This is a genomic window from Enterobacter chinensis, assembly GCF_034008295.1.
Taxonomy (GTDB): domain Bacteria; phylum Pseudomonadota; class Gammaproteobacteria; order Enterobacterales; family Enterobacteriaceae; genus Enterobacter; species Enterobacter chinensis.
Genome location: NZ_JARDVI010000003.1, coordinates 128,656 through 153,421 on the forward strand (window position 1 = coordinate 128,656; position 24,766 = coordinate 153,421).

The 24,766-nt window shown below is 55.8% G+C and carries 22 protein-coding genes and 1 other RNA gene; 10 read left to right on the forward strand and 13 right to left on the reverse strand.

All coding sequences use genetic code 11. The annotated features are described in order from the left end of the window. Positions 1-4: 4 nt before the first annotated feature. Genes diaA through PYW49_RS09935 form a run of 3 tightly spaced genes read right to left on the reverse strand, consistent with a single transcriptional unit; the run spans position 5 to position 3,135 of the window. Positions 5-595, reverse strand: coding sequence for a DnaA initiator-associating protein DiaA (gene diaA, locus PYW49_RS09925; RefSeq protein WP_003861754.1), 591 nt, complete (start codon positions 593-595; stop codon positions 5-7). Between the two features lie 21 nt (positions 596-616). Further along, positions 617-1,012: a YraN family protein gene (locus PYW49_RS09930; protein WP_023333573.1), complete on the reverse strand. Its 396-nt coding sequence runs from the start codon at positions 1,010-1,012 to the stop codon at positions 617-619. Then, positions 970-3,135: a penicillin-binding protein activator gene (locus PYW49_RS09935; protein ID WP_320386343.1), complete on the reverse strand. Its 2,166-nt coding sequence runs from the start codon at positions 3,133-3,135 to the stop codon at positions 970-972. Before PYW49_RS09935 ends, PYW49_RS09930 begins: the two co-directional genes overlap by 43 nt. 62 nt (positions 3,136-3,197) lie before the next feature. Between PYW49_RS09935 and rsmI the strand changes: the two genes are divergently transcribed. Both rsmI and PYW49_RS09945 read left to right on the forward strand, forming a co-directional pair. Beyond that, the gene (rsmI, locus tag PYW49_RS09940) at positions 3,198-4,061 is read left to right on the forward strand and encodes a 16S rRNA (cytidine(1402)-2'-O)-methyltransferase (protein ID WP_029739643.1); all 864 of its coding nucleotides are present in this window, start codon (positions 3,198-3,200) and stop codon (positions 4,059-4,061) included. Between the two features lie 5 nt (positions 4,062-4,066). Continuing rightward, a complete protein-coding gene (locus PYW49_RS09945; RefSeq protein ID WP_134347434.1) occupies positions 4,067-5,047 on the forward strand; it encodes a Fic family protein in 981 nt (326 codons plus the stop codon). An 18-nt stretch (positions 5,048-5,065) separates the two neighbouring features. Here the strand turns inward: PYW49_RS09945 and PYW49_RS09950 are convergent, their stop codons facing one another. The 9 genes from PYW49_RS09950 to kbaZ all read right to left on the reverse strand — a co-directional run bounded on the left by PYW49_RS09950 (position 5,066) and on the right by kbaZ (position 14,294). After that, positions 5,066-6,955, reverse strand: a complete 1,890-nt coding sequence (locus PYW49_RS09950; RefSeq protein WP_134347435.1) for an alpha-galactosidase — start codon at positions 6,953-6,955, stop codon at positions 5,066-5,068. Positions 6,956-6,975: 20 nt separating this feature from the next. Beyond that, positions 6,976-7,848, reverse strand: a complete 873-nt coding sequence (gene kbaY, locus PYW49_RS09955; RefSeq protein WP_013098894.1) for a tagatose-bisphosphate aldolase subunit KbaY — start codon at positions 7,846-7,848, stop codon at positions 6,976-6,978. 12 nt (positions 7,849-7,860) lie between these two features. Further along, positions 7,861-9,009, reverse strand: coding sequence for an SIS domain-containing protein (locus PYW49_RS09960; protein ID WP_134347436.1), 1,149 nt, complete (start codon positions 9,007-9,009; stop codon positions 7,861-7,863). A 246-nt stretch (positions 9,010-9,255) separates the two neighbouring features. Beyond that, positions 9,256-10,389: an N-acetylglucosamine-6-phosphate deacetylase gene (nagA, locus tag PYW49_RS09965; RefSeq protein WP_320386344.1), complete on the reverse strand. Its 1,134-nt coding sequence runs from the start codon at positions 10,387-10,389 to the stop codon at positions 9,256-9,258. Further along, entirely contained in the window at positions 10,386-10,820 is a 435-nt protein-coding gene (gene agaF / locus PYW49_RS09970) for a PTS galactosamine/N-acetylgalactosamine transporter subunit IIA (RefSeq protein WP_047347731.1), read from the reverse strand. Before agaF ends, nagA begins: the two co-directional genes overlap by 4 nt. 16 nt (positions 10,821-10,836) lie before the next feature. Then, positions 10,837-11,715: a PTS N-acetylgalactosamine transporter subunit IID gene (gene agaE / locus PYW49_RS09975; protein WP_134347438.1), complete on the reverse strand. Its 879-nt coding sequence runs from the start codon at positions 11,713-11,715 to the stop codon at positions 10,837-10,839. Then, complete coding sequence (agaW, locus tag PYW49_RS09980; RefSeq protein ID WP_059312192.1) at positions 11,705-12,484, reverse strand: PTS N-acetylgalactosamine transporter subunit IIC; 780 nt, start codon at positions 12,482-12,484, stop codon at positions 11,705-11,707. The genes agaE and agaW overlap by 11 nt, the downstream gene beginning before the upstream one ends. 10 nt (positions 12,485-12,494) lie before the next feature. Next, the gene (gene agaV, locus PYW49_RS09985; RefSeq protein ID WP_134347439.1) at positions 12,495-12,968 is read right to left on the reverse strand and encodes a PTS N-acetylgalactosamine transporter subunit IIB; all 474 of its coding nucleotides are present in this window, start codon (positions 12,966-12,968) and stop codon (positions 12,495-12,497) included. Between the two features lie 18 nt (positions 12,969-12,986). Continuing rightward, positions 12,987-14,294 (reverse strand): tagatose-bisphosphate aldolase subunit KbaZ, encoded by a 1,308-nt coding sequence (kbaZ, locus tag PYW49_RS09990; protein WP_134347466.1) that lies wholly within the window; start codon positions 14,292-14,294, stop codon positions 12,987-12,989. A gap of 239 nt (positions 14,295-14,533) precedes the next feature. Between kbaZ and PYW49_RS09995 the strand changes: the two genes are divergently transcribed. Beyond that, entirely contained in the window at positions 14,534-15,337 is an 804-nt protein-coding gene (locus PYW49_RS09995) for a DeoR family transcriptional regulator (RefSeq protein WP_134347440.1), read from the forward strand. A gap of 72 nt (positions 15,338-15,409) precedes the next feature. Here the strand turns inward: PYW49_RS09995 and garD are convergent, their stop codons facing one another. Further along, entirely contained in the window at positions 15,410-16,981 is a 1,572-nt protein-coding gene (garD, locus tag PYW49_RS10000; protein WP_320386345.1) for a galactarate dehydratase, read from the reverse strand. Between the two features lie 374 nt (positions 16,982-17,355). Here garD and garL point away from each other — a divergent pair, with 374 nt between their 5' ends. The 7 genes from garL (at position 17,356) to tdcD (ending at position 24,752) form a co-directional block, all read left to right on the forward strand. After that, positions 17,356-18,126 carry a 2-dehydro-3-deoxyglucarate aldolase gene (gene garL / locus PYW49_RS10005; protein WP_320386346.1) on the forward strand — a complete coding sequence of 257 codons (771 nt, stop codon included), beginning with the start codon at positions 17,356-17,358 and terminating at the stop codon, positions 18,124-18,126. Positions 18,127-18,146: 20 nt separating this feature from the next. Then, positions 18,147-19,037 (forward strand): 2-hydroxy-3-oxopropionate reductase, encoded by an 891-nt coding sequence (garR, locus tag PYW49_RS10010; protein WP_320386347.1) that lies wholly within the window; start codon positions 18,147-18,149, stop codon positions 19,035-19,037. A 59-nt stretch (positions 19,038-19,096) separates the two neighbouring features. Continuing rightward, positions 19,097-19,473: RNase P RNA component class A (gene rnpB / locus PYW49_RS10015), an RNA gene on the forward strand. 688 nt (positions 19,474-20,161) lie between these two features. Beyond that, positions 20,162-21,082 (forward strand): transcriptional regulator TdcA, encoded by a 921-nt coding sequence (gene tdcA, locus PYW49_RS10020; protein ID WP_134347444.1) that lies wholly within the window; start codon positions 20,162-20,164, stop codon positions 21,080-21,082. 101 nt (positions 21,083-21,183) lie between these two features. Then, positions 21,184-22,173, forward strand: a complete 990-nt coding sequence (gene tdcB, locus PYW49_RS10025) for a bifunctional threonine ammonia-lyase/L-serine ammonia-lyase TdcB (RefSeq protein ID WP_134347445.1) — start codon at positions 21,184-21,186, stop codon at positions 22,171-22,173. 9 nt (positions 22,174-22,182) lie between these two features. Further along, positions 22,183-23,514: a threonine/serine transporter TdcC gene (gene tdcC, locus PYW49_RS10030; RefSeq protein WP_320386348.1), complete on the forward strand. Its 1,332-nt coding sequence runs from the start codon at positions 22,183-22,185 to the stop codon at positions 23,512-23,514. Positions 23,515-23,543: 29 nt separating this feature from the next. After that, positions 23,544-24,752, forward strand: coding sequence for a propionate kinase (gene tdcD / locus PYW49_RS10035; protein WP_320386594.1), 1,209 nt, complete (start codon positions 23,544-23,546; stop codon positions 24,750-24,752). Positions 24,753-24,766: the final 14 nt, after the last annotated feature.

Consider the following 24,766-nt stretch of genomic DNA (forward strand, 5'->3'; position numbering starts at 1 on the left):
CTCCTTAATCATCCTGGTGAGGGAAAAGCGTGTTATCGATCAAATCACATAAGCAGTTCACCGTGAGCATATGCATCTCCTGAATACGTGCGCTCCGGTGAGACGGAATGCGGATTTCCACATCCTGTGGCCCAAGCAGACCCGCCAGCTCACCACCGTCATAGCCGGTTAAGGCCACGATAGTCATGTCACGGGTGACGGCGGCTTCAACGGCTTTGACAATATCCCGGCTGTTGCCGCGAGTGGAGATTGCCAGCAGCACATCTCCGGCATGACCCAGGGCTCGCACCTGCTTCGCGTAAATTTCGTCATGCAGACGATCGTTAGCAATCGCTGTTAAGACCACATTATCGGTATTAAGTGCAATGGCAGGTAAACTCGGGCGTTCTGTTTCAAAGCGATTGATCATGCTGGCAGCAAAATGCTGTGCGTTGGCGGCTGACGTGCCGTTGCCACAACAGAGGATTTTGTTGCCATTAAGCAGGGATTGCACCAGCGTCATTGCGGCACGCGAGATAGCATCCGGAAGGGCTTCCGCCGCGGCAATCTGAGTCTGGATGCTTTCTGTGAAGCACACTTTAATTCTTTCGAGCACGTTATCCCTTTTAAATCTTAATTATGCATCTTCGCCAAAAGCGTTTTTAAGCCATTCGATCTCATTTCCGGTGAAGGCTATCACATCGAACCGGCAATCCACAGTATCAAAGCTCCCATTATGGCGGGCAAGCCACAAGTGGGCAGTCTGTAATAATTTATGTTGTTTGGCGAGCGTCACGCTGGCGGCAGCACCGCCAAAACGGGAGGACTGTCGAAAGCGGACTTCTACAAACACAATGACCTGACCGTCTTTCATGATCAGATCAATTTCGCCGCCGCGCCCGCGGACGTTAGCGGCGATAAAGCGCAGTCCATTGCCTTCAAGCCAGCGACGCGCTTTTAACTCCCACGCGTCGCCGGTCTCTTTACGGCTTAACTGGCCGGGACGATTTGCCCCTGCTGGTATTTGAGCCATGATAACTTCCTGTTGATCACACAGTCCTGAGTCGCGGTCAGATCGCCGGTGTTGCCGTTAAGCTCAAAGCCCGGCACCTGACGCATCTGGGTAAAGTGGTTCGCCAGCGCCCACGCATCGACACCCATCGCATACAGACGCGCCAGAGAGTAATCGTTACGTACCGTGCTGAGCGCCTGCTGCATCAGCGCCGGGTTGCTGCCTGCCAGCATAGGGATTTCACTGTACTGCAGGCCGTCCATTTCCAGCCGGAAATCAGGGCCTGCGGTGCCCTGCGCGCTGCGTGAGCTGGCGTAGAGCGTTGCGCCGCTCTGGCTGCCGTTACGCATCGCAATCATCGGTTTGATAAAGGCGATCTCCTGCGGTGTGGCAACGATATAGGCCGCATCCACTTTACCGCCACCGCTAATCTGCGCGTCGGTAGGTGGGGCTGGGATCGTCAGGCCGCCAATCGTCACGCCCTGCTGCTGCGGCAGGCTCGCGGTCACCGGGCTACCGTTAAGCGCGATACCCGCTCCGCCGTTTACGCCCGCGCGCAGTTCAGAGACGGAACCGAATTTCTGCTGCAGCACCACGCCACCGCCCAGCTTCTGCCACTCATCGGCAAAGGCATTGGCCACGCGATCGCCCAGCGTGCTGCGTGGGATGAGCAGCAGCGGAGCCTGCTTACCCTGTTCGTGAATATGACGGGCCGCATCGCGGGCTTCATCTTCAGGAGAAAGCGCGAAGTAGCAAATATTCGCCCGGTTCTGAACCTGCTCAGGCTGGTTGAGCGCCAGCACGTTCAGCGTGGTATTGCTCTTCATCAGCTCTTCCACGTTATTTTTCAGCAGCGGGCCGACAACGATGCTTGCACCGTCCTGTTGAACCTGCGCCAGCACCTGGTCAAGCGGCTGCGAGCTGGTGTCGTAGATTTTCAACTCAGCGCCCGGGTTGGCGCTGGTGGCTGCTATGACCTGCGGCTGCGCGGCAGGTTGAGCTGCGGGTTGGGCAGGCTGCTGTTGAGTCTGTTGAGTCTGTTGGGGCTGTGCTGCTGCGGCGTCAGGTGCAGGCGCTGCCTGTGTCTCAGCCGGAGCCTGCGTCGCGGGTGCTGGAGTAGCCGCAGGCGTTGTCGGGGCCGTCACCGGGTTTTGCATCGTGCCCTGCGCCGGGGTTTGCGCTGTGGTCAGGTCGCTGGTCTCCGCGGCGGAAGGACTGACAACGTCATTCACATTGGCCGCCTGGGCCGCCTGTGCGGGAACCGCGCTGCCCGTTACCGACGTGGTGCCGTTTTTCGCCGCTTCAAAACCCTGCTGTATGGTACGTCCAAACACTGCCGCCTGGCCGTTTAGCGGCAGAAGCAGGGCGATTTTGCTGGTCGATGCGGGCTTAAAGTTCTGCACGTTTACCAGCTGGGTTGGCAACATTTTTGCGCCCGGGTTTTGCGGGTATCGCGTCTGCCAGTCTGTAATACCGGCTTTCAACATTTTTGGATCGCTGCGGTTGTTGAACCACATCTGCTGCAGATCCAGCCAGCCCTGAAGGACGTTTTCATCCGCGTTGATGACCAGCGCCTGCGCCTGTTCCTGGGTCATAGAGGCAAGCACTTGCCAGGTGGCATCAATATTTTTCTGCTTATCCGCACCACCGAGCAGTGGCTCTTGTGCAACAAGCGCACGGAGCAGCGTCAGCGAAGGACGCCCCTGTTCAGCGGTAATGCCCGCCTGCCAGAAGCGGGCCTGCTGATTTTTATCCAGCGCGCTCACGTCGATGTCACCGAGGATCTTCTTCGCGGCGGCGTAATCTTTCAGTGCGACTTTCAGTTCGGCAGAGAGCAGGCCCTGCTCACGACGCTGGGTGTCGTTAAGATCTTTCGGCAACTGGTTAAACAGCTCGGCAGCCTTCTGGGTTTTACCCTCTTTCAGCAGTGCACGAATGGCGAGTAATTGCCAGTTGGTCTTGGTATCATTTGAACTCTGCGACATTTGTTGCAGATAAAAGCCAGAGTCAGCCTGAGCGGAACCCTGAAGATGGGCTGTGCTCTGGTCAGGTGCCTGGGTGCCACAGCCTGCAAAGATCAGGGCTGCCAGCAGAAGCGGCACGCTGCGCGTGGCTTTTTTTCGAAGAAACGTTAACGGTACCATACTGTATCCAGTGATATTTTTTACGCAATGCTCAATATTAAATCGGCAATACGGACGAAACAATGAAACAACACGAAACGGCAGATAATTCTCAAGGCCAGCTTTATATTGTACCTACTCCTATCGGGAATTTATCTGATATTACCCAACGTGCGCTCACCGTATTGCAAGCTGTTGATTTAATTGCCGCTGAAGATACCCGGCACACCGGGTTACTGCTTCAACATTTTGCGATTAACGCCCGTTTGTTTGCTCTGCACGATCACAATGAGCAACAAAAAGCCGAAACGCTGGTGGCGAAGCTGAAGGAAGGGCAGAACATTGCGCTGGTCTCCGACGCCGGTACGCCGCTGATTAACGATCCTGGCTACCATCTGGTGCGTACCTGTCGCGAAGCCGGTATTCGCGTTGTGCCGCTGCCTGGACCGTGCGCCGCCATTGCTGCGCTGAGCGCCGCGGGTCTGCCGTCCGACCGTTTCTGCTATGAAGGCTTCCTCCCGGCCAAATCCAAAGGCCGCCGTGACGTGTTGAAGGATCTGGAAGCGGAACCGCGCACCCTGATTTTCTACGAATCCACGCATCGCCTGCTGGAGAGCCTGGAAGACATGGTCACCGTCTGGGGAGAAGCCCGCTACGTGGTGCTGGCGCGCGAGCTGACTAAAACCTGGGAGACCATTCACGGCGCGCCGGTGGGCGAACTGCTGGCGTGGGTGAAGGAAGACGAAAATCGCCGCAAGGGCGAAATGGTGCTGATCGTCGAAGGGCATAAAGCGCAAGAAGACGCGCTCCCTGCCGATGCGCTGCGTACGCTGGCGCTGCTGCAGGCAGAGCTGCCGCTGAAGAAAGCGGCTGCACTGGCGGCGGAAATTCACGGCGTGAAGAAAAATGCGTTGTATAAATATGCGCTGGAGCAGCAGGGAGAATAATCCAGATGAGCCGCTATCAGCCCCCTTTTACCATCACACCATCGATTCTCAATCAGGTTGTTGAGATTGGTGAGCTATTAGGGCACTGGGCGGCACATTCAGGAAGAACCTCTCCGCTACTGCGCAAAGAGAACCGAATCCGCACAATCCAGGCTTCTCTGGCCATCGAGCATAACTCTCTGACGACCGGGCAAGTGACGGCAATCATGGAGGGTAAGCGCGTGCTCGCACCTGAAAAAGATATTCAGGAAGTACGTAACGCGATTCTTGCTTATGAAAAATTGCCCGAATGGAAGCCCTGGAAGCTTAAAGACTTACTCAGTGCACACCGGTTACTCATGACTGGTCTGGTCAATAATCCTGGCAAGCTTCGGCATGGGGATGTAGGGATATACCGTGGGAACCAGTTAGTCCACATGGCTCCGCCAGCCTCGCAGATGAACCGTCTTATCGACGATCTTCTTGCCTGGCTTAAGCAAACCGATCTTCACCCTCTGATTGCCAGCTCGGTATTTCATTACGAGTTTGAATTCATCCATCCTTTTTCAGATGGAAATGGCCGCATGGGGCGGCTGTGGCAAACGTTGATCTTAAGCCAATGGCGTGCAGAACTTGCATGGCTGCCCGTTGAGACTCTCATTCACTTCCAGCAAACGCGCTATTACCAGATTTTAGGACAATGCGATCGGGCCAGTGATTGCACGGCATTCGTGGAGTTTATGCTGCAAAATATGGCCGAAGCTTTGCGGGAAGGCATAGGGATGTCGTCCGTAATGTCGGAAAAAATGTCGGAAGAAATGTCGGAAAAGGAAAATGCTATTCTTGAGCTTCTTACCGTTCAACCACAAATGACTGCGGTAATGCTAGCATCTGTATTGGGCGTGACTTCCCGCACCGCGGAACGATATCTCCGTTCTTTGCAAACAAAAGGTAAATTAAAACGCCTGGGGGCAAGGAAAGGAGGAAGCTGGCAGGTCATGGCTTAACCTGCCAGCTGAACACTTTTATTTTCCTGGTAATGCCTCAAACACCAGCGTTTCCAGGGGCTTCAGGGTAATCACCACCGCGTTTTTATACGCCTCCGGTACGCTATCGTTATTGCCGTACACCGCCTTCAAACCAAATTGTGTCGTGCCGTCTGTCGGGATCTCAAAGTCTCTTGCCAGATCCAGATAGTAGCTTTGTGGCTTATCCGACGGGTTACGCAAGCCGATAATCGCTTTGTCCTTGCTCCAGGATGCCCAGCCGTAAACCTGCAATGCCGTCGGGTCACCGCCAATCCAGTGGGTATCCACCAGCACGCTGGCGTTATCCCGGGACCACTTCGCGGCCTGTGCCAGGGTATCCCACTTCGCCTTGTTGAGCATGGATGGGGTGATATACAGCTCCTGCAACTGGGTGCCTGTGGCGAAGTAGCTCCAGACCTGGTCGGCAAAATCGCTGTCCGTTTGCACCTTCTCCAGACCGTAATACGCATTCTCCGCGCTGACGATCCCGTGATACATCAGGGAGTTCAGCGGGAACAGCGGACCTTTACGCACTATGGAGCGATACGTTTCCGCATCGCGGTAGGTCATCCACTGCTGCACCGGCGTGCCGGGGCCGTACAGGTTGATATCATCTCCCTGACGCCAGATGGAATCGGCGTAGAACAGCCAGGATGGGCTGGCGTTGGTACCGGTCGTCAGGTTAATAAACAGATTCGGATTGGCGCTGCGCATGTTATGCAGCAGAGCGATAGAGGCGTCAAAATCCGAGGCGAACGGGCTGCCCTTAATATGCGAATTGGCATTACCCATCCCGTCGAGCTTGAACGAGGTGATGTGCTCGTTTTTGATAAGCTTAACGATCTGCTCGTTAAAGTTTTTAAAATAGTTCGGGCCTGACAGCGCCAGCTTCCCGTCTACCGTTTCGAAACCGTACTCTTTTGCATGCGAGACGCGAGTATCGCGCGGTTTGTTATATCCGCCCCACGGCGAGAGCCACAGGCCGACGGAGCTGTGCAGGCTGTCAGCTTTCTCCCGTACCTTGCCAAAACCCTTGCTGAAAGCCGGGCCAAACAGCCAGCGCCCGGTCAGGTCATCCCAGCCATCGTCAAGCAGGAACGCATCCAGCGCCACGCCGCGCCCGGTGATGAACTCCTTATTCCATTCATCCATCCGCCCCAGCACGTCCTGCTCGGAGTACGGGGTAAAGAAGCCGATATCCATCCAGCTGTTGTAGTGTAAATAAGGCTTATACGGACGCGGACGGACGGCATCAATAAACTGGTTTACGCTACGTCGCAGCTGGCTGGTCTCCGGGAAGGTACCAAAGTATGTGGTGTAGCTGACCGGGGTTGCCGGTTGAATAGGGGTTTTCAGCTCAACGTTGAGGTTGGTCGTCGCTTCATAGGCGTAAGTGTTAACGATGGGTTTATCCGGCAGAATAAAGAACGAGTCTGCGACGATCGGCGAACTGTTAATTGCCCCGTCGACGTAAGGAGCCTGAGCCTGCTTTTTGGTCGGGAAGAAGGTGATTTTAGCCACATCCCGGGGCTGCCCAACGGCGGCTATGGTGTAGTCGATGCTGGCGTATTTGCCCTTCACCAGGTTCAGCTTCACCGTCACGTTAAATTCCGGATGGGTGAAATCAATGACAATCCCGCTGTCCTGCTTTTCGACATGCTTGATTTTAAAATCCGCCGTGTGGATTTTAGTCTCGTCCGGCAGCGTCAGAAAGAACAGCTCCTGCGGCGTGAGCGGATGGTTAGCTTTGCTGTCCTTAACCACTACCGTTGAGTTTGCATCATCAAATGACAGGGCAATATTGTCGTTACTGAGCGTGTAGTTCGCGGCCACCGCACTATGAGAAACGCACAGGGCCAGCACTGAGAGTGCGAGGATTTTTTTCATCAGGGTAAGCTCCTTTTTAATCAGGCTTCTGCCGGAAGCAGCAAGCGGTTTGCCGAGCCGCAAACGGTAATTTTGCTTCTGACCACCTCTTTCATGGCGTCCATACCGACCCGCATATAGAAGCGCGGATCGTTACCCTGCGGGTTTTCGGCAAACCAGGCTTTAACCGCGTCAGAGAAGGCGATTTTCAGCTCGGTAGCCACGTTGACTTTGCACACGCCCAGCGCGATGGTGCGGCGAACATCCTCATCCGGCACATCGCTCGCGCCGTGCAGCACCAGCGGCACGGTGACCACTTCGCGGATCTCGGCCAGCCGCTGGAAGTCGATTTTCGGGCGTTTGGTGTACAGACCATGTGCGGTGCCGATGGCGACGGCGAGGCTATCGACGCCGGTCAGCTCGACAAAGCGTTTCGCTTCCTGCGGGTCGGTGAGAAACGCGCTTTCGGCGTCGACGCTCATGTCATCTTCCACGCCGCCAAGACGCCCCAGCTCGGCCTCGACGCTGCAGTCGTTGAGGTGGCAAAAATCGACGACCGATTTCACCAGCTTCACGTTTTGTTCGAACGGGTAGTGGCTGCCGTCGATCATCGCGCTACGCACGCCAGCGTTGACCTTGCGACGAATATCGTCGAGGGATTCGTGGTGATCGAGATGCAGCGCCAGCGGCATGTCGTAGGTTAGCGAGTACGCGCTGCACAGAGCGTAGATCTCTTCCAGCGCAATGTGCTTAAACGTGCCCGGCGTGCCCGCGAGGATCACCGGCGATCGCATTTCGCTACACACTTCGAGGATCGCCTGGATCGTCTCGGCGTTGTGGATGTTGAACGCCGGCACCGCGTAGCCTTTTGCCTGCGCATCCTGCAGAAGATATTTCGTTGAGATAATGCTCATAGTGCGATCCTCTTAAGCCTGCCACGGATGAATAACAACGCCCTGCACCACACGGTTGACCGTGCCGCTGGCAGATGGTGTATCGGGCGTATTGCCCACGCTGAGGGACTGGGACAGCGCAAAGACCTGGGCGTACATCAGGAAGCAGAACGCCTGTTCCATATCGATAAACGGGCGGGAAGGCGGCAGCAGGATGTGCGGACCCGCTTCAATAACCGGATCGTTTTCTGCAGCGATGGCGACGACGCGCAGGGCCTGACGTTCGCGGCGCAGTTCGGCCAGCAGATCGAGATCGTACTGACGCGTATACGGATGGCTGGAGACAAACACCACCACCAGCGTTTCGCTATCCACCAGCGATTTAGGTCCGTGGCGGAAGCCTGTTGGGGACTCGTAGAACGCCGCCAGCTTGCCCGCCGTCAGTTCCAGCACCTTCAGCGCCGATTCGCGCGCCGCGCCCTGCAGGCCACCGCTTCCCAGGTAGACGATCCTTTTCCACGGTTCGTTGCCAAAGACGCCGTGGCGGAAATCACCGAGTGAGTTGAGGATCGCCTGACAGCGATCGGCCACGTCGCGGAAGGTGTGGCTGCCGATCGTCTCTGGCGCGAATACCGCCAGGCAGCTCGCCATCATGGTGGTGATACTGCTGGTCATCGCGAAGCCGCGATCGTGCGTTTCGGCAGGCATCAGCAGGGCATAAGCGTTATCGCTGTCGACAGCATTCTGATACAGGCTGCCCGCCTCGTTACAGGTGATCGACAGGTGGTAGCACTCCGGCACGAACTGATTGGCCAGCTCTACCGCAGCCACGCTCTCCGGGCTGTTACCGGAGCGGGCAAACGAAACCAGCAGCAGCGGATGCGTCGGGCTGAAGTAATCCATCGGGTTCGTGACCAGATCGGTTGTCGGTACGGCGGAGATGTTTTTCCCGGTGTGGCTCGCAAGCCATGGCGCAATGATATCGCCAATAAACGCGGACGTGCCCGCGCCGGTCAGCACGATCCGCAGATCGCGCTTGCGCAGCAGCGGCGTCAGGAAACCGTCAATCGAGGAACGCAGATTATCGATGTTGTTGAGCGAGCGGATCCAGCTGGCAGGCTGCTGGCGGATCTCTTCTTCGGTCCAGGTGCCGGTTGTGGCGGCGGGGGTGATTTGTGGCATAACTCAGTCCTTAGTCGTGTGAATTCCACATCAGACGCTGGCAAACGTGTCGCTATCTTTCGTTTCGTTTCACTTGTTCACTTAAGCAGTTAAATAAAATCTATAGAAAAGAAATCGAAAGTTCAATGAAAGAAAAGAAATAAAACGAAAAGTGTGATCGTGAAAGGAAAGGGAAAATTTAAGGAAAGGAAAAGAAAGGCCTTACGGTTTCAGGCCGTAAAGCCAAAAGGAGACACAATGAAAGGGCTAAAGGGGGAGAGCCTGGCCCTGAATCCAGATCTGCTGAAGGTGTAAACCACCGTCCAGCGCAATCATATTGGCGCGTTTCCCTGGCGTTAAGGATCCGAGCTGACGATCGATGCCCAGCAGGCGGGCAGGGTGCAGCGAGGCCATATGAATAGCGTCTTCAGCGGTGACGCCCGCGTGCTCCACCATATTCCTGACTGCGGCATCCAGCGACAGCGTGCTGCCCGCGAGTCCGCCGGAGGCGGTTTTCACCACGCTGTGGTGCATCGTGACCTCTTCGCCACAGAGCGTATACCGCCCATCCGGCATACCTGCCGCCTGCATGGCATCGGTAATCAGCACCACCCTCTCTTTCGCACAGCAACTGCATAAACGCAGGGCTCCAGGATGAACATGGTGGCCGTCGGCGATAAGCTCCAGCCATGCCCGTTTGTCCGTCAGCCCCGCGCCGACCATGCCGGGCCCTCTGTGATGCAGCCCCGTCATGCCGTTATAGCAGTGCACCAGCCCGTCAGCGCCGGCGTCAAAGGCGGCGAGGGTTTGCTCATACGTGGCGGCACTGTGGCCAAGCATCACACGTAAACCCCGCTGCTTAAGGTGGCGGATAGCCTGTAACGCGCCGGGTTTTTCCGGTGCCAGCGCCACTACCTTGAGCGTGTTGTTCGAGAGCGTAATCAGCTCGTCCAGCTCGGCAATATCCAGCTCCCGAAACAGCGCCGACGGGTGTGCCCCTTTGTTCTGCGGGGTGAAGTACGGGCCTTCCAGGTAGCTGCCCAGAATCTGCGCGCCGGGGCCGCCCGACCGACAGCGTCGGGCGATGCGCGTGAGGGCGCCGTGAATGAGCTCCAGCGGTGCGGTGACGGTGGTGGGCAAAAATGCCCCCACCCCTTCACGCGCTTTATGGATGGCTAAAACGTCCAGCGTATCGGGTGCGTCATCCATCACATCCACGCCCATGCCACCATGCACGTGAATATCTATGTATGCCGGACAGAGCTTATCGGCATCGCGGGCGTGAACGCCCGTGGGGATAGGCTCAATCGCCGCGATAACGCCGTTTTCAATACGAAGCTGGTGGTCATCCAGCCAGCCCTGTTCGGTGAGCACCCGTCGTGCGCGCAGCAGCTGGCTCATATCCCTTCCTCAGCGGGCGCTTCCTCGCGGCAGCGGCCAAGCTCATCCACCAGGCTCGTCAGGCCGCGGTGGCCGCACTCCAGCGCCTGCAGACGAAACGCTTCGCTGGTTAATCCGTCGCGCTCCAGCACCATCTCCAGCAGGAGCTGCAGGTTGGTGCCGGTGATCACTTCGCTGCCCGGTCTTTGCATCGCGAGCGTTGAGGCCACGCGAAACGGCGTGCCGCCCAGCAAATCGGTGAGAAACACAATATCGTGCCGGGCGTCGAGTTCGCTCACCGCCTGCTCAAGCTGAGCGGTCAGCCGCGCCGTGGTGGACGTTTCAGGAAAATCGATGGCGATAAACTGCGGCTGCTCGCCGAGGATCTGCTTCATTGCCTGCTCAAGCCCACTGGCAAAACCGCCGTGACCCGTCAAAATAATGCCTAACATCGCAACCTCTTTGCTTTTACAGGAAGTGACAGAATTTGCCGACAACGCCCAGCACCACGGTGATACCAATCAGCCGCAGCGGGCTCCAGCCACGGCGCACCAGCCAGAACATGGTCAGGGTGTAAACCAGCGGCAGAAACGCGGGCATCAGCTTGTCGATAACGTCGGCCTGCAGTTTGACGACCGCATCCCCGGCTTTGATTTCGAGCGTGGTATTGAGACGGACATAGGTTGCCACCAGCGCGCCGATCACCGTCATCCCGACGATGGAGGCCGCATGGCCGACCTTTTTGGTGTTGGCTTTGATCAGAGGAATGGCCGCAACGCCCATCCGGTAAGCGTAGTGCGCCAGACCAAAACGCAGGCCGAGGTGCACAACGTTAAACAGCACGATAAAGACCACCGCGCCCAGAATTGATCCTTGCAGCGCCAGGCTGGCACCAATACCGCCGCAGATCGGCAGAAGGGTAAGCCAGAACATGGCGTCACCAATGCCGCCGAGCGGCGCACCGACGGCAATTTTGGTGCTCTGGATGCTGTTCACATCCTGTTTGGAGCGCTCCATCGCCAGAATAATGCCGATAACAAAGGTCACGAGGAACGGGTGGGTATTAAAGAAGCCCATATGGCCTTTCATCGCCCGCGCCAGGTCCCGCTTGTTGGTGTGGATCTTTTTCAGCGCAGGCAGCAACCCGTACAGCCAGCCGGAGGCCTGCATACGTTCATAGTTGAACGAGGCCTGCAGCAGCATTGAACGCCAGGCGACGCGGTTAATATCCTTTTTCGTCAGCTCGGCACCTATGTTTTGGTCTTCGTAGACGTTTTCGTTGACGCCGGTCAGCAGGGTCTCTTCAGTTTCAGACACGCCCGGTAACGTTGTTTGATTAGATGCCATCTTCGAATTCCTCTTTCTGGGCCGCTGGAGCCGTCGGTTCAGGTGATTTACGCATCAGGTCGATCAGCGCCATGGCCAGCGCGGCGGCCGCAATCGCCAGGACTGGAAGCTTGAGCCAGGCTGCGGCGACAAAACCGATAATGAAGTAAGGGATGTAGACGTTTTTCATCATGATCTTCAGCAGCACGGCGAAGCCGATAGCGGGCATGATGCCGCCCGCGACGCCGAGGCCGTCAATCAGACGCGCCGGTAGAACGTCAATGGCGGTTTTCGCGTGCTCCGCACCGAAATAGATGGGCAGAAACGCGCACAAGAAATAGAAGATGCCGAGCGCCAGCAGGGCCAGATAGTTAACCCGTTCAATGCCGTTGGTATCAGCATTGGCCGCCATGCGATCGCAGCGGGACATCACGCCGGACATCACGGAGAAGAGGAACGTAATCCCCATCTGTACCGCGACAGCAAACGGCACGGCGACCCCGACGGCAACTTCTGGCTTCACGCCTGTGCTAATGGCAAATGCGGTACCCACAATCGTGCCGATAATGACGTTTGGCGGTTGTGCGCCCGCGAGCGGCGCCAGGCCCATCCAGACCAGTTCTAACGTCCCGCCGGTCAAAATCCCGGTGTGCAGATCGCCAAGAATCAGGCCAACCAGCGGCCCGAGAACGACCGGCCGGTGCATGTGGGTTAACCCGTTAAACATATCCAGACCCGCGATAAAGGCGAGAAGCCCCAGCGCGAATGCCTGCAACAGACTGATTTCCATTGTGAATCCCTCAGAGCAGTTTAAAGAGATCCAAAGCAGTTTCTGTCGGAACGCCCTGAACAAAGCATTCCACCCCGGCCGTTTTCAGGCCATTGAACGCGGCAATATCGTTCGCGTCGACGGAGACCGTTTTGGCAATTTGTTGTTTGCCACTGGCGTAGTGCATGTTTCCTACGTTGATACGGGTGATGGGCACGCCGCCCTTGACCAGCTGCAGAAAATCGGCGGGAGATTTACAGACCAGCAGAATTTTCTGGCGGTCCGCGGCGCGATGAATGTTGTCGATCACTTTTTGTAATGACCAGAAACGCACGGCTATCCCTTCCGCGAGCACCATTTCCATCAGGTTCTGTTGAACAGGATCCTCAGCCACCTCATCGTTGGCGACCAGAACCAGGTTTGCCCCCGCAAACCCTACCCACTGCACGCCCACCTGACCGTGGATCAGGCGTTCATCAATGCGGCATAAGACAATGTTTGGCATAGTGCTTTCCTCTTTTTATTATGCGTTTTGCGTCGTTACGCCTTCGCAGGCGGCGTGGTATTGCTGGAGTATGTCCTGAATGTGGTCGATGATGAGTTCCCGAGGCGTCGACTTGAGAGCGCCTTCGCGAACTTTGCTGTACTGCAGCGGCAGGTACTGGCTGATCAGCGGCAATGGGATAGGGTCGTTTGCCAGGTTGCGTACCAGCCGCGCGAAGGCCTCGTCAATCTGGTTGTCCGGCCAATAATAACGCACGCGGTCAGAGTAGCTGTAGCCGCGCGCCAGGCGACGCGCGTTGCCGTCACCGTGGTAATGGCTTTGCCAGTACTTCGGTCGGTCGAGCATCACGTTTTCCAGCACGTGGCGCAGGCCAGAGCTGGCCTTCGCTGGCAGCAGCTCCTCTTCAATGGCGGCCAGTGAGAAGAGGGCTTCGCGCAGGGCGAAGGTCAATGCCGGGCCGACTTTTAAGATGGCGAAGTGATCTTTTACCAGCTGGCGCAGCGCCTGCGGCGTCTGGTAGTCAGTGGAGTGCGCTTCAAAAACCAGCGTATCGTAGGCTTCCACCATTTCGCTCAGGGCGATGGCTTTTTCCGGCCGATAGTCGCAGACGTGTGCGTGGTCGAACTCCACGCCGGGCTGTACCACCAGTCCGATAATGCGTGGCCAGATGTCGCTTAATCCTTCCTTTTCGAACGCGTGACGATGTGCTTCAAGCGTCGCGCGCGCCGCGTCTGGCGTGGTGACCTCAAGCTCGGTGAGCGTGTCGTGCGCTCCACCCGGTACCGGAACCTCCGTGCCGATAACGTAGACCAGATCGGATTCACCAAACTGTTCCCGACAGGTCGCTTCGGCAATGTTTGCCAGACGTGCGGCGCGTTCGGCGACAATCGCGTCGGTCAGGGGAACCGGGTCGCCCTTACAGGACATGCTGCAGTCGAGGTGGATTTTTTTGAACCCGGCAGCGACATAGCTTTTAATGAGATCGTCGGCATTGGCCATGGCTTCCCGTGCGGGCAGATGTTGCCAGCGGTTTGGCCCTAAGTGATCGCCGCCGAGGATCAGCTGTGACGCCGGGAAGCCAAGAGAGCCTGCCAGCTTGCAGACGAACCCGTGAAAATCGGCAGGCGTCATGCCGGTGTAACCGCCAAACTGATCGACCTGGTTTGAGGTGGCCTCAATCAGCAGCGGTGTCTGTTGCGAATAGGCGTAACGAATTGCGGCTTCAAGTACCAGCGGATGCGCGGAGCAGACGGCATAAATTCCGTTTGTCTTCCCCCGTTTATGCTGCTCCACCATTTCTGTCAGATGTTTCACTTTCCTCTCCATGTCGGATGGTGATGACACTTATCTTTCGTTTTGTTTCATTTAATCCTGCATCATGGTGATATAAAAATAAAACGAAAGATAATAGTTTTCCGATCTGTTTCACAAAAGAAACGGAATGAAAGGTTTCAGCGCGGGTAAGGTGAATGCCAGGCGGGTTTTCAGGGCTTGCATTCCCCCAAAAGAAAGGCGTTAATAGGCAAAACGAAATAAAACGAAAGTGTTTTTACTAAGGAGCTCGCATGAGCAGCACCGATCCATCCGCAGAAAAGCGCATCACCGGCACCAGTGAAAGGCGAGAGCAAATCATTCAGCGGCTGCGGGCGCAGGGAAGCGTACAGGTTAACGATCTTTCTCATTTATATGGCGTATCAACGGTAACGATCCGCAACGATCTGGCATTCCTTGAAAAACAGGGTATCGCCGTGCGCGCTTACGGTGGCGCGCTCATCTGTGAGGGCAATTCGCCGGGCGCTGAGCCTTCTGTAGAAGACAAAAGCTCGCTCAACACGGCGGTGAAGCGCAGTATCGCGCAGGCCGCTGCCGCGCTGGTGAAACCCGGACACCGCATTATTCTGGACTCCGGTACCACGACGTTTGAAATTGCCCGCATGCTGCGTCAGCACACGGATGTGATTGCCATGACCAATGGGATGAACGTGGCGAATGCGTTGCTGGAGGCGGAAGGCGTGGAACTGCTGATGACCGGCGGGCACTTGCGCCGCCAGTCGCAATCCTTCTACGGCGACCAGGCGGAGCAGTCCTTACAGAATTATCACTTTGATCTGCTATTCCTGGGCGTTGACGCCATCGATCTCGATCGCGGCGTGAGTACGCATAACGAAGACGAGGCCCGTCTGAACCGCAAAATGTGCGAGGTGGCAGAGCGTATTATTGTGGTGACTGACTCCAGCAAATTTAACCGCTCAAGCCTGCATAAAATCATTGATACGCAAAGGATTGATATGATTATTGTCGACGAAGGCATTCCGGCGGAGAGCCTGGACGGGTTGCGTAAAAGCGGGATCGACGTGGTGTTGGTTTAAAGAAGGTTTTTCCCCTCACACTAACCCTCTCCCCACAGGGGAGAGGGAACGGAATGGTGCCGTTAGTGACGATCACGTCACCGGTGCCGGGTTAAATACCGCCAGCTGGTTATGCAGCCCCCATTGATCCGAGAAAGTTTTCTTCCGCCCGCTCGCCACGTCCAGAATGAAGTGGAACAGCTTCCAGCCCACCTCCTCAATGCTCTCTTCCCCGGTGGCGATGGTACCTGCATTGATATCCATTAAGTCGTACCAGCGGTTTGCCAGCTCGGTGCGCGTCGCCATTTTAATCACCGGCACCGCCATCAGACCGTACGGCGTACCACGCCCGGTGGTGAAGACCTGCACCGTAATACCGGATGCCACCTGCTGCGTGCCGCAGACAAAATCGCTGGCTGGCGTTGCCGCGTAGATCAGGCCGTGCTTCGTCGGACGCTGGCCGGGAGAGAGCACTTCGGCAATGGCACTCTGACCGGATTTGGCAATGGAGCCGAGGGCTTTTTCCACCACGTTTGCCAGACCGCCCTTTTTATTCCCGGGAGAGGGGTTGGCGCTGCGGTCGGTTTTACCCATATCCAGATAGTTATCGTACCAGGCCATCTCCTCAAGCAGGCGTTTGCCGACCTCTTCATTGACGGCGCGTGGCGTAAGCAAATGGATGGCGTCACGGACTTCGGTCACTTCGGAGAACATTACCGTGGCGCCGCAGCGAACAAGCAGATCGGACGCATAGCCCACCGCCGGGTTAGCCGTCACGCCGGAGAATGCATCGCTGCCGCCGCACTGGGTGCCCACCACCAGTTCCGACGCCGGACACGTTTCGCGCTGGCGCCGGTTGAGTTTGTCCAGATGGCGCTCTGCGACCTGCAGAATATCGTCGACCATTGAACGGAATCCAACGTGGCGTTCGTCCTGCAGGCGCACAATGCTGGCCTCGTCTGCCGGGATGGCTTTGACATCTTCCGTGCCCTGCAGCAGGCGCTCGGGCTGGAGCTTTTCGCAACCCAGACCAATCACCATCACCTCGCCGCCAAAGTTCGGGTTGAGGGCGATGTTGTGGATGGTCCGGATGGGCACGACCGCTGCCGGTGCGTTAATCGCCACGCCGCAGCCGTAAAGGTGGTTAAGGCCGACCACGCCGTCCACGTTCAGGTATTTCGGCAGCAGATCGCGCTCGATGATTTTCACCACGTAATCCACTACGCCCGCCACGCAGTGCACGCTGGTGGTAATGCCGAGCAGGTTTTTAGTGCCGACGCTGCCGTCCGCATTGCGATAGCCTTCAAAGGTATAGCCTTCCAGCGGAGGAAGCGGCTCCGGCACGCGGGTTGCCAGGGGCAGCGTATTGAGCGGCGGTGCTTTTGGCAGCTCAACCAGCGACTCCTCAATCCAGCTACCCTGCGGAATGAAGCGGACGGCATAGCCGATGACTTCGCCGTAACGCACGATTTCGCCGTGAGCCGGGATATCCACCAGCGCAACTTTATGTCCCTGCGGAATATGCTCAGTCAGCTCCAGCCCGTCCGGGAATCGGGTTCCTGCTTTTAAGCCATTGTCGTTGACAATAATCGCCACGTTATCGGTGTCGTGTACTTTTATATAGAACGCCGTCGGCGATGCGTGTCGAATTTCAATGTCGGCCATTGTTCACTATTCTCCAGCAAAGTGTCTGATAATAAATTCAGTCCATTTTCTAATGGTAGAAATAAATACGCGGCTTTCAGAAATAAAGCATGTCAGCAGATAGGATATGAAAATGTGATCCCGATCGCTCCCGAACCAGTAATGCCTGATTCTGTGCATTAGCGCCCAGTGCTTTGTGCATATGCTCAAAATATTATCAAAATGCACCGGAATGCTTGAGCATTAAAACAATGTGCAGTGGTGGATTGCGTCTTATACTGAATGACGATTTTATAACGCCAAACCAGCTCAGAATAATAAATATAACCCTGTCGCTGCGTCTGAATAAATAAAATGATATTGAACAAGGCTGCGGAATTAAAAAGGTAAACGCGATGAATAACGATATCTTCCCGAATAAGTTTAAAGCGGCCCTTGCGGCGCATCAGATTCAGATTGGCTGCTGGTCCGCGCTGGCCAACCCCATCAGCACGGAAGTGCTGGGTCTGGCCGGCTTCGACTGGCTGGTGCTGGACGGCGAGCATGCGCCGAATGATATCAGCACCTTTATTCCGCAGCTGATGGCGCTCAAAGGCAGCCACAGCGCGCCGGTTGTGCGCGTGCCGACCAACGAGCCGGTGATCGTTAAACGTCTTCTGGATATCGGTTTCTACAATTTCCTGATCCCGTTTGTGGAAACGGCAGAGCAGGCGGCGCTGGCCGTGGCCTCCACGCGCTATCCCCCGGAAGGGATCCGCGGCGTCTCCGTTTCACACCGCGCCAACATGTTTGGCACCGTACCGGACTACTTCGCCCAGTCCAACAGCAACATCACCATCCTGGTCCAGATCGAGAGCCAGCAGGGCGTCGATAACGTCGATGCGATTGCCGCCACCGACGGCGTAGACGGTATCTTCGTTGGCCCAAGCGATCTGGCTGCCGCGTTCGGACACCTGGGGAATGCCGGTCATCCGGAAGTACAGCGTGCCATTCAGCACATCTTTGCCCGCGCCAAAGCGCACGGCAAACCGTGCGGCATTCTGGCACCGGTTGAGGCGGATGCCCGCCGCTATCTGGAGTGGGGTGCCACGTTTGTTGCCGTCGGCAGCGATCTCGGCGTATTTCGCTCGGCCACGCAGAAATTAGCGGACGCTTTTAAAAAATAACCATCATTGAGGAAAAAACTATGACGCTGAAAGTGGGTTTTATTGGCCTGGGGATCATGGGGAAACCAATGAGTAAGAACCTCATCAAAGCAGGTTACTCACTGGTGGTATCCGATCACAATCCGCAGGCCGTGGCTGAGGTGATAGCGGCTGGCGCAGAAGCGGCCACTACCGCGAAAGCCATTGCTGAGCAGTGCGATGTCATCATCACCATGCTGCCAAACTCACCGCATGTTAAAGAGGTTGCGCTGGGTGAGAACGGCATTATCGACGGAGCGAAGCCTGGCCTGGTGCTGATCGATATGAGCTCTATCGCACCGCTCGCAAGCCGTGAAATCAGCGAGGCGTTAAAAGCGAAGGGCGTTGAAATGCTGGACGCGCCGGTCAGCGGCGGTGAGCCGAAAGCGATCGACGGCACGCTGTCGGTCATGGTCGGCGGCGACAAGGCCGTTTTCGACCAATACTACGACCTGATGAAAGCGATGGCGGGCTCCGTGGTGCATACCGGGGACATCGGCGCCGGTAACGTGACCAAGCTGGCAAACCAGGTGATTGTGGCGCTAAACATTGCCGCCATGTCGGAAGCGCTGACGCTGGCTACCAAAGCGGGCGTCAACCCGGACCTGGTCTATCAGGCGATTCGCGGTGGGCTGGCGGGCAGCACCGTGCTGGATGCCAAAGCGCCGATGGTCATGGACAGAAATTTCAAACCCGGCTTTCGCATTGACCTGCATATTAAAGACCTGGCCAACGCGCTGGATACCTCTCACGGCGTGGGGGCACAGCTGCCGCTGACCGCTGCGGTCATGGAGATGATGCAGGCGCTGCGCGCGGATGGCCTGGGCACGGCCGACCACAGCGCGCTTGCGTGCTACTACGAAAAGCTGGCGAAGGTGGAAGTCGCGCGTTAATCGCGTCTTGCCCACACCTGAGGGTGACAGCGGCGCGCAAACCCTCTATACTGCGCGCCGAAGCTGACCAGACAGTCGCCGCTTCGTCGTCGTCCCCTTCGGGGGAGACGGGCGGAGGGGAGGAAAGTCCGGGCTCCATAGGGCAGGGTGCCAGGTAACGCCTGGGGGGGAAACCCACGACCAGTGCAACAGAGAGCAAACCGCCGATGGCCCGCGCAAGCGGGATCAGGTAAGGGTGAAAGGGTGCGGTAAGAGCGCACCGCGCGGCTGGTAACAGTCCGTGGCACGGTAAACTCCACCCGGAGCAAGGCCAAATAGGGGTTCACATGGTACGGCCCGTACTGAACCCGGGTAGGCTGCTTGAGCCAGTGAGCGATTGCTGGCCTAGATGAATGACTGTCCACGACAGAACCCGGCTTATCGGTCAGCTTCAACTTCTTAAAAAACCCCGCTTCGGCGGGGTTTTTGCTTTCAGAGGATTGCAGGGCGGGTAAGCGCAGCGTCACCCGGCAATCGCATAAGCGACATCAATTCTCATATTTGCGACATTAAGCACATTTCACTGTTTTTATCCCTTCAATGTCTATCCGGCATCTATAGACGATCGACATCACGAAATTTCACGCTAGAAAATCATCAATCTTTAGTGTTGATAATTTGTTGCGAACGTTGCCTTAATGATCGTGAAACTTTTCTCGTTTGATATGTATATATTGAAATTAAAAACATTCGCCCCGTGAATGTGTGACGTATTCCACTCTTTTCCTGAAGCTTAAAAATTCGCGCCAGAAAAATTTGATAAATTGAAAGAATATTTCAAACAAATAACGGTTATTTATTGTCCTTTAATTGCCTGAAAGATCGTCTTTATTGATTTTTTTGCCACAGTTAAATTTGCTCGGGTTATCGCCATAAAATAAATTTATTACCGCTATTTTTGTTGATCAATATCAGCGTTGTAGCGTATTTATTGTCTTCTAATTGATTGATAAATAAAGTTTTTAATGATTTATTGATATGCAGGTTAAAGGCACTGAAAGGGAAATTGTGAGTAACAGCACATACCCCTTTAAACATTATTGAGTAGAATTCACCCCGTCATAGGGAAATAAGCGCAGAATATTATGAACACTATTATTCTACCGAAAACACAGCACCTCGTGGTATTTCAGGAAGTCATTAAAAGTGGCTCCATAGGTTCTGCAGCAAGACAGCTGGGCCTGACGCAGCCCGCCGTCAGCAAAATCATCAGCGATATCGAATCCTACTTTGGCGTGGAAGTGATGGTGCGTAAAAACACCGGCGTAAAACTCACTGCCGCGGGCCAGGTACTGCTCTCCTACTCGGAGTCGATCACGCGTGAAATGAAAAACATGGTGAGCGAAATCAACAGCCTGAGCTTCAGCACCGTCATGGACGTATCCTTTGGCTACCCGTCGCTGATCGGCTTTACCTTCCTGTCTGAGATGATCAAAAAATTTAAGGAAGTGTTTCCGAAAGCACGCGTCTCCATGTATGAAGCGCAGCTGTCATCTTTCCTGCCGGCCATTCGCGATGGTCGTCTGGATTTCGCCATCGGCACGCTGAGCGATGAAATGCTGCTGCAGGATCTGCACGTCGAGCCGCTGTTTGAGTCCGAGTTTGTGCTGGTTGCCAGCAAATCACGAACGTGCACCGGCCCGACGACACTGGCATCGCTCACGCAGGAGCAGTGGGTGATGCCGCAAACCGATATGGGCTACTACAAAGAACTTCTGACCACCCTGCAAGACAACCACATCAGCATTGAAAACATCGTCCAGACCGATTCCGTCGTCACCATTTATAACCTTGTGCTGAATGCCGATTATCTGACGGTCATTCCCCGCGACATGATTGCCCCGTTCGGTTCTGACCAGTTTATTGTCCTGCCAGTGGAAGATGAATTACCCGTGGCGCGTTATGCCGCCGTGTGGTCGAAAAATTACAGAATTAAAAAATCAGCGTCAGTATTAGTTGAACTGGCAAAACAATATTCGTCGATGAATATCGAAAGACGACGATGAATAATTAGTATCCATTTTAAAAACACCCAGAGCGTTAACATGTTAACGCGCTGATACCCTGACTTTGCCCGAAAATAATGAATTATTATAACGAGGATATTATGCATATTACCTACGATCTCCCGGTAACGATTGAAGATATTCAGGATGCCAGAAAGCGACTGGCAGGAAAGATTTATAAAACCGGTATGCCACGCTCGAATTATCTCAGCGAACGCTGTAAGGGCGAAATATTCCTGAAGTTTGAGAACATGCAGCGTACCGGTTCGTTTAAGATCCGCGGTGCGTTTAACAAATTAAGCTCGCTGACCGACGCCGAAAAACGCAAAGGCGTTGTCGCTTGCTCCGCGGGAAACCACGCTCAGGGGGTATCCCTTTCCTGCGCCATGCTGGGCATTGACGGCAAAGTCGTGATGCCGATGGGCGCACCGAAGTCTAAAGTGGCCGCGACGCGCGACTACTCGGCGGAGGTGGTGCTGCACGGCGAGAACTTCAACGACACCATCGCCAAAGTCAGCGAGATCGTCGAGATGGAAGGGCGTATTTTTATTCCACCTTACGATGATGCCAAAGTGATCGCCGGGCAGGGCACCATCGGGCTGGAGATTCTCGAAGATTTATACGATGTGGATAACGTTATTGTGCCTATCGGCGGCGGCGGTTTAATTGCCGGGATTGCGACGGCAATTAAATCCATCAACCCCACCATTAATATTATCGGCGTGCAGTCAGAAAATGTTCACGGCATGGCGGCATCGTATCAGGCTGGAGAAATAACAAGCCATCGCGTTACCGGCACGCTGGCCGACGGCTGTGACGTTTCTCGTCCCGGTAATTTACCGTTCGAAATTGTTCGTGAATTAGTCGATGACATTGTGCTGGTCAGCGAAGATAACATTCGCGACAGCATGATTGCACTCATTCAGCGAAATAAAGTGGTGACGGAAGGCGCCGGCGCGCTGGCCTGTGCCGCGTTATTAAGCGGCAAGCTAGACCACTATATTCAGGGGCGTAAAACCGTCTGCATTATTTCCGGCGGCAATATCGATCTCTCCCGCGTTTCCCAAATTACCGGCTTCGTTGACGCATAAAGGTGACCTATGAGCAACACAGAAAGCATTATCGTTGGCCAGACAAAAACGTCCTCCTGGCGTAAGTCTGATACCACCTGGACGCTTGGCCTGTTCGGAACCGCGATTGGCGCAGGCGTGCTGTTCTTCCCCATTCGCGCAGGCTTTGGTGGCTTGATCCCGATCCTGCTGATGCTGGTTCTCGCGTTCCCGATCGCGTTTTACTGCCACCGCGCGCTGGCGCGTCTGTGCCTGTCCGGCAGCAACGTCTCCGGCAACATCACCGAAACGGTAGAAGAGCACTTTGGTAAGACCGGTGGGGTGGTCATCACGTTCCTCTACTTCTTCGCCATTTGCCCGCTGCTGTGGATTTACGGCGTCACCATTACCAACACCTTTATGACCTTCTGGGAAAACCAGCTCCAGCTGCCTGCGCTGAACCGCGGCGTGGTGGCGCTGTTCCTGCTGCTGCTGATGGCCTTTGTTATCTGGTTCGGTAAAGACCTGATGGTGAAGGTAATGAGTTTCCTGGTGTTCCCGTTTATTGCCAGCCTGGTACTGATTTCCCTGTCGCTGATCCCTTACTGGAACTCGGCGGTGATCGACCAGGTCAACCTGAGCGCTATCTCCTTCACCGGTCATGACGGCATCCTGGTCACGGTATGGCTGGGGATCTCCATCATGGTCTTCTCCTTTAACTTCTCGCCCATCGTCTCCTCGTTTGTGGTCTCCAAGCGTGAAGAGTACGAGCCAGAGTTCGGTAAAGAATTTACCGAGCAGAAATGTTCCAAAATCATCGGTCGCGCCAGCCTGTTGATGGTCGCGGTGGTGATGTTCTTCGCCTTTAGCTGCCTGTTTACGCTCTCTCCGCAGAACATGGCGGAAGCCAAAGCGCAGAACATTCCGGTGCTCTCATACCTGGCGAACCACTTTGCGTCGATGTCAGGAACTAAATCAACGTTCGCGACGGTACTGGAATACGGTGCCTCCATCATCGCGCTGGTGGCTATCTTCAAATCCTTCTTCGGGCACTACCTGGGCACGCTGGAAGGGCTGAATGGCCTGATCCTTAAGTTCGGCTACAAGGGCGACAAGAAGAAAGTCTCTGTTGGCAAACTGAACACCATCAGCATGGTGTTCATCATGGGCTCCACCTGGGTTGTTGCGTACGCCAACCCGAACATTCTTGACCTTATCGAAGCGATGGGTGCGCCAATCATCGCCTCTCTGCTGTGCCTGCTGCCGATGTATGCCATCCGCAAAGCGCCGGCCATGGCGAAATATAAAGGCAGACCGGAGAACATCTTCGTCATGGTTGTGGGCCTGCTGACCATTCTGAATATCGTTTACAAACTGTTCTAACCAAAGCTCAGGAAGAGCGGAGTCACATGATGATTGAGTTTCCGGTTGTACTGGTTATTAACTGCGGTTCGTCCTCTGTTAAGTTTTCGGTGCTCGATGCCAGCAGCTGCGATGCCCTGATGACGGGCATTGCGGACGGTATCAACACTGAGAAAGCCTTTATTTCCGTGAACGGGAGTGAGCCGGTCAGTCTGGCTCACCACGACTACGAAGGGGCGCTGGCTGCCATCGCCCTGGAGCTGGAGAAGCGTAACCTGATGAGCAGCGTGGCCTTAATTGGCCACCGCATTGCTCACGGCGGTGACCTCTTCAGCGAGTCGACCCTGATTACGGAAGAGGTGATTGAGCAGATCCGCCAGGTTTCACCGCTGGCACCGCTGCATAACTACGCCAACTTAAGCGGCGTGGAAGCCGCAGAGCGCCTGTTCCCGGGCGTTCAGCAGGTTGCGGTGTTCGATACCAGCTTCCACCAAACGCTGCCGCCGCAGGCGTATCTGTACGGATTACCGTACCGCTATTTTGAAGAGCTGGGCGTGCGTCGCTACGGCTTCCACGGTACCTCTCACCGCTACGTGGCCGGGCAGGCGCAGGCGCTTCTCGGGCTGTCCCCCGATGACAGCGGCCTGGTGATTGCCCATCTCGGCAACGGCGCATCCATCTGTGCGGTGCGCAATGGCGAAAGCGTGGATACCTCCATGGGGATGACGCCGCTGGAAGGGCTGGTGATGGGCACGCGCTGCGGTGACGTGGACTTCGGCGCGATGGCGTGGATTGCCCAGCAGACCGGCCAGTCGTTCGAGGACCTGGAGCGCGTGGTCAACAAAGAGTCCGGGCTGCTTGGGATCTCCGGCATCTCTTCGGATCTGCGGGCGCTGGAGAAAGCCTGGCACGCGGGCAATGAACGGGCGCAGCTGGCGATCAAGACCTTTGTGCACCGTATCGCACGGCATATCGCAGGTCACGCCGCGTCGCTGCACCGCCTGGATGGGGTGGTCTTTACCGGTGGCATTGGCGAAAACTCAATGCTGATCCGCGCGCTGGTGGCGGAACACCTGAAGGTGTTTGGTATCAGCCTCGACAACGCCAAAAACGCCCTGCCGGGCAGCGCGGGTGAGCGCCTCATCAGCACCGAGTCGTCCCGCGTGGCCTGCGCGGTTATCCCTACCAACGAAGAAAAAATGATCGCGCTGGACGCCCTCCGTCTTGGGAAGGTTACCCCGGCTGCGGCTTACGCCTGATAAAGCGAGAAACA

Bases quoted from the DNA above. Each gene is read 5' to 3' on its own strand.
- PYW49_RS09960 (WP_134347436.1), bottom strand. From the start codon at position 9,009: ATGCCACAAATCACCCCCGCCGCCACAACCGGCACCTGGACCGAAGAA.
- agaE (WP_134347438.1), bottom strand. From the start codon at position 11,715: ATGGCATCTAATCAAACAACGTTACCGGGCGTGTCTGAAACTGAAGAG.
- agaV (WP_134347439.1), bottom strand. From the start codon at position 12,968: ATGCCAAACATTGTCTTATGCCGCATTGATGAACGCCTGATCCACGGT.
- PYW49_RS09950 (WP_134347435.1), bottom strand. From the start codon at position 6,955: ATGAAAAAAATCCTCGCACTCTCAGTGCTGGCCCTGTGCGTTTCTCAT.
- kbaY (WP_013098894.1), bottom strand. From the start codon at position 7,848: ATGAGCATTATCTCAACGAAATATCTTCTGCAGGATGCGCAGGCAAAA.
- tdcB (WP_134347445.1), top strand. From the start codon at position 21,184: ATGCATATTACCTACGATCTCCCGGTAACGATTGAAGATATTCAGGAT.
- agaF (WP_047347731.1), bottom strand. From the start codon at position 10,820: ATGTTAGGCATTATTTTGACGGGTCACGGCGGTTTTGCCAGTGGGCTT.
- garR (WP_320386347.1), top strand. From the start codon at position 18,147: ATGACGCTGAAAGTGGGTTTTATTGGCCTGGGGATCATGGGGAAACCA.
- PYW49_RS09995 (WP_134347440.1), top strand. From the start codon at position 14,534: ATGAGCAGCACCGATCCATCCGCAGAAAAGCGCATCACCGGCACCAGT.
- tdcC (WP_320386348.1), top strand. From the start codon at position 22,183: ATGAGCAACACAGAAAGCATTATCGTTGGCCAGACAAAAACGTCCTCC.
- PYW49_RS09930 (WP_023333573.1), bottom strand. From the start codon at position 1,012: ATGGCTCAAATACCAGCAGGGGCAAATCGTCCCGGCCAGTTAAGCCGT.
- rsmI (WP_029739643.1), top strand. From the start codon at position 3,198: ATGAAACAACACGAAACGGCAGATAATTCTCAAGGCCAGCTTTATATT.
- garL (WP_320386346.1), top strand. From the start codon at position 17,356: ATGAATAACGATATCTTCCCGAATAAGTTTAAAGCGGCCCTTGCGGCG.
- garD (WP_320386345.1), bottom strand. From the start codon at position 16,981: ATGGCCGACATTGAAATTCGACACGCATCGCCGACGGCGTTCTATATA.
- kbaZ (WP_134347466.1), bottom strand. From the start codon at position 14,294: ATGGAGAGGAAAGTGAAACATCTGACAGAAATGGTGGAGCAGCATAAA.
- PYW49_RS09945 (WP_134347434.1), top strand. From the start codon at position 4,067: ATGAGCCGCTATCAGCCCCCTTTTACCATCACACCATCGATTCTCAAT.
- agaW (WP_059312192.1), bottom strand. From the start codon at position 12,484: ATGGAAATCAGTCTGTTGCAGGCATTCGCGCTGGGGCTTCTCGCCTTT.
- tdcA (WP_134347444.1), top strand. From the start codon at position 20,162: ATGAACACTATTATTCTACCGAAAACACAGCACCTCGTGGTATTTCAG.
- nagA (WP_320386344.1), bottom strand. From the start codon at position 10,389: ATGAGCCAGCTGCTGCGCGCACGACGGGTGCTCACCGAACAGGGCTGG.
- tdcD (WP_320386594.1), top strand. From the start codon at position 23,544: ATGATTGAGTTTCCGGTTGTACTGGTTATTAACTGCGGTTCGTCCTCT.
- PYW49_RS09935 (WP_320386343.1), bottom strand. From the start codon at position 3,135: ATGGTACCGTTAACGTTTCTTCGAAAAAAAGCCACGCGCAGCGTGCCG.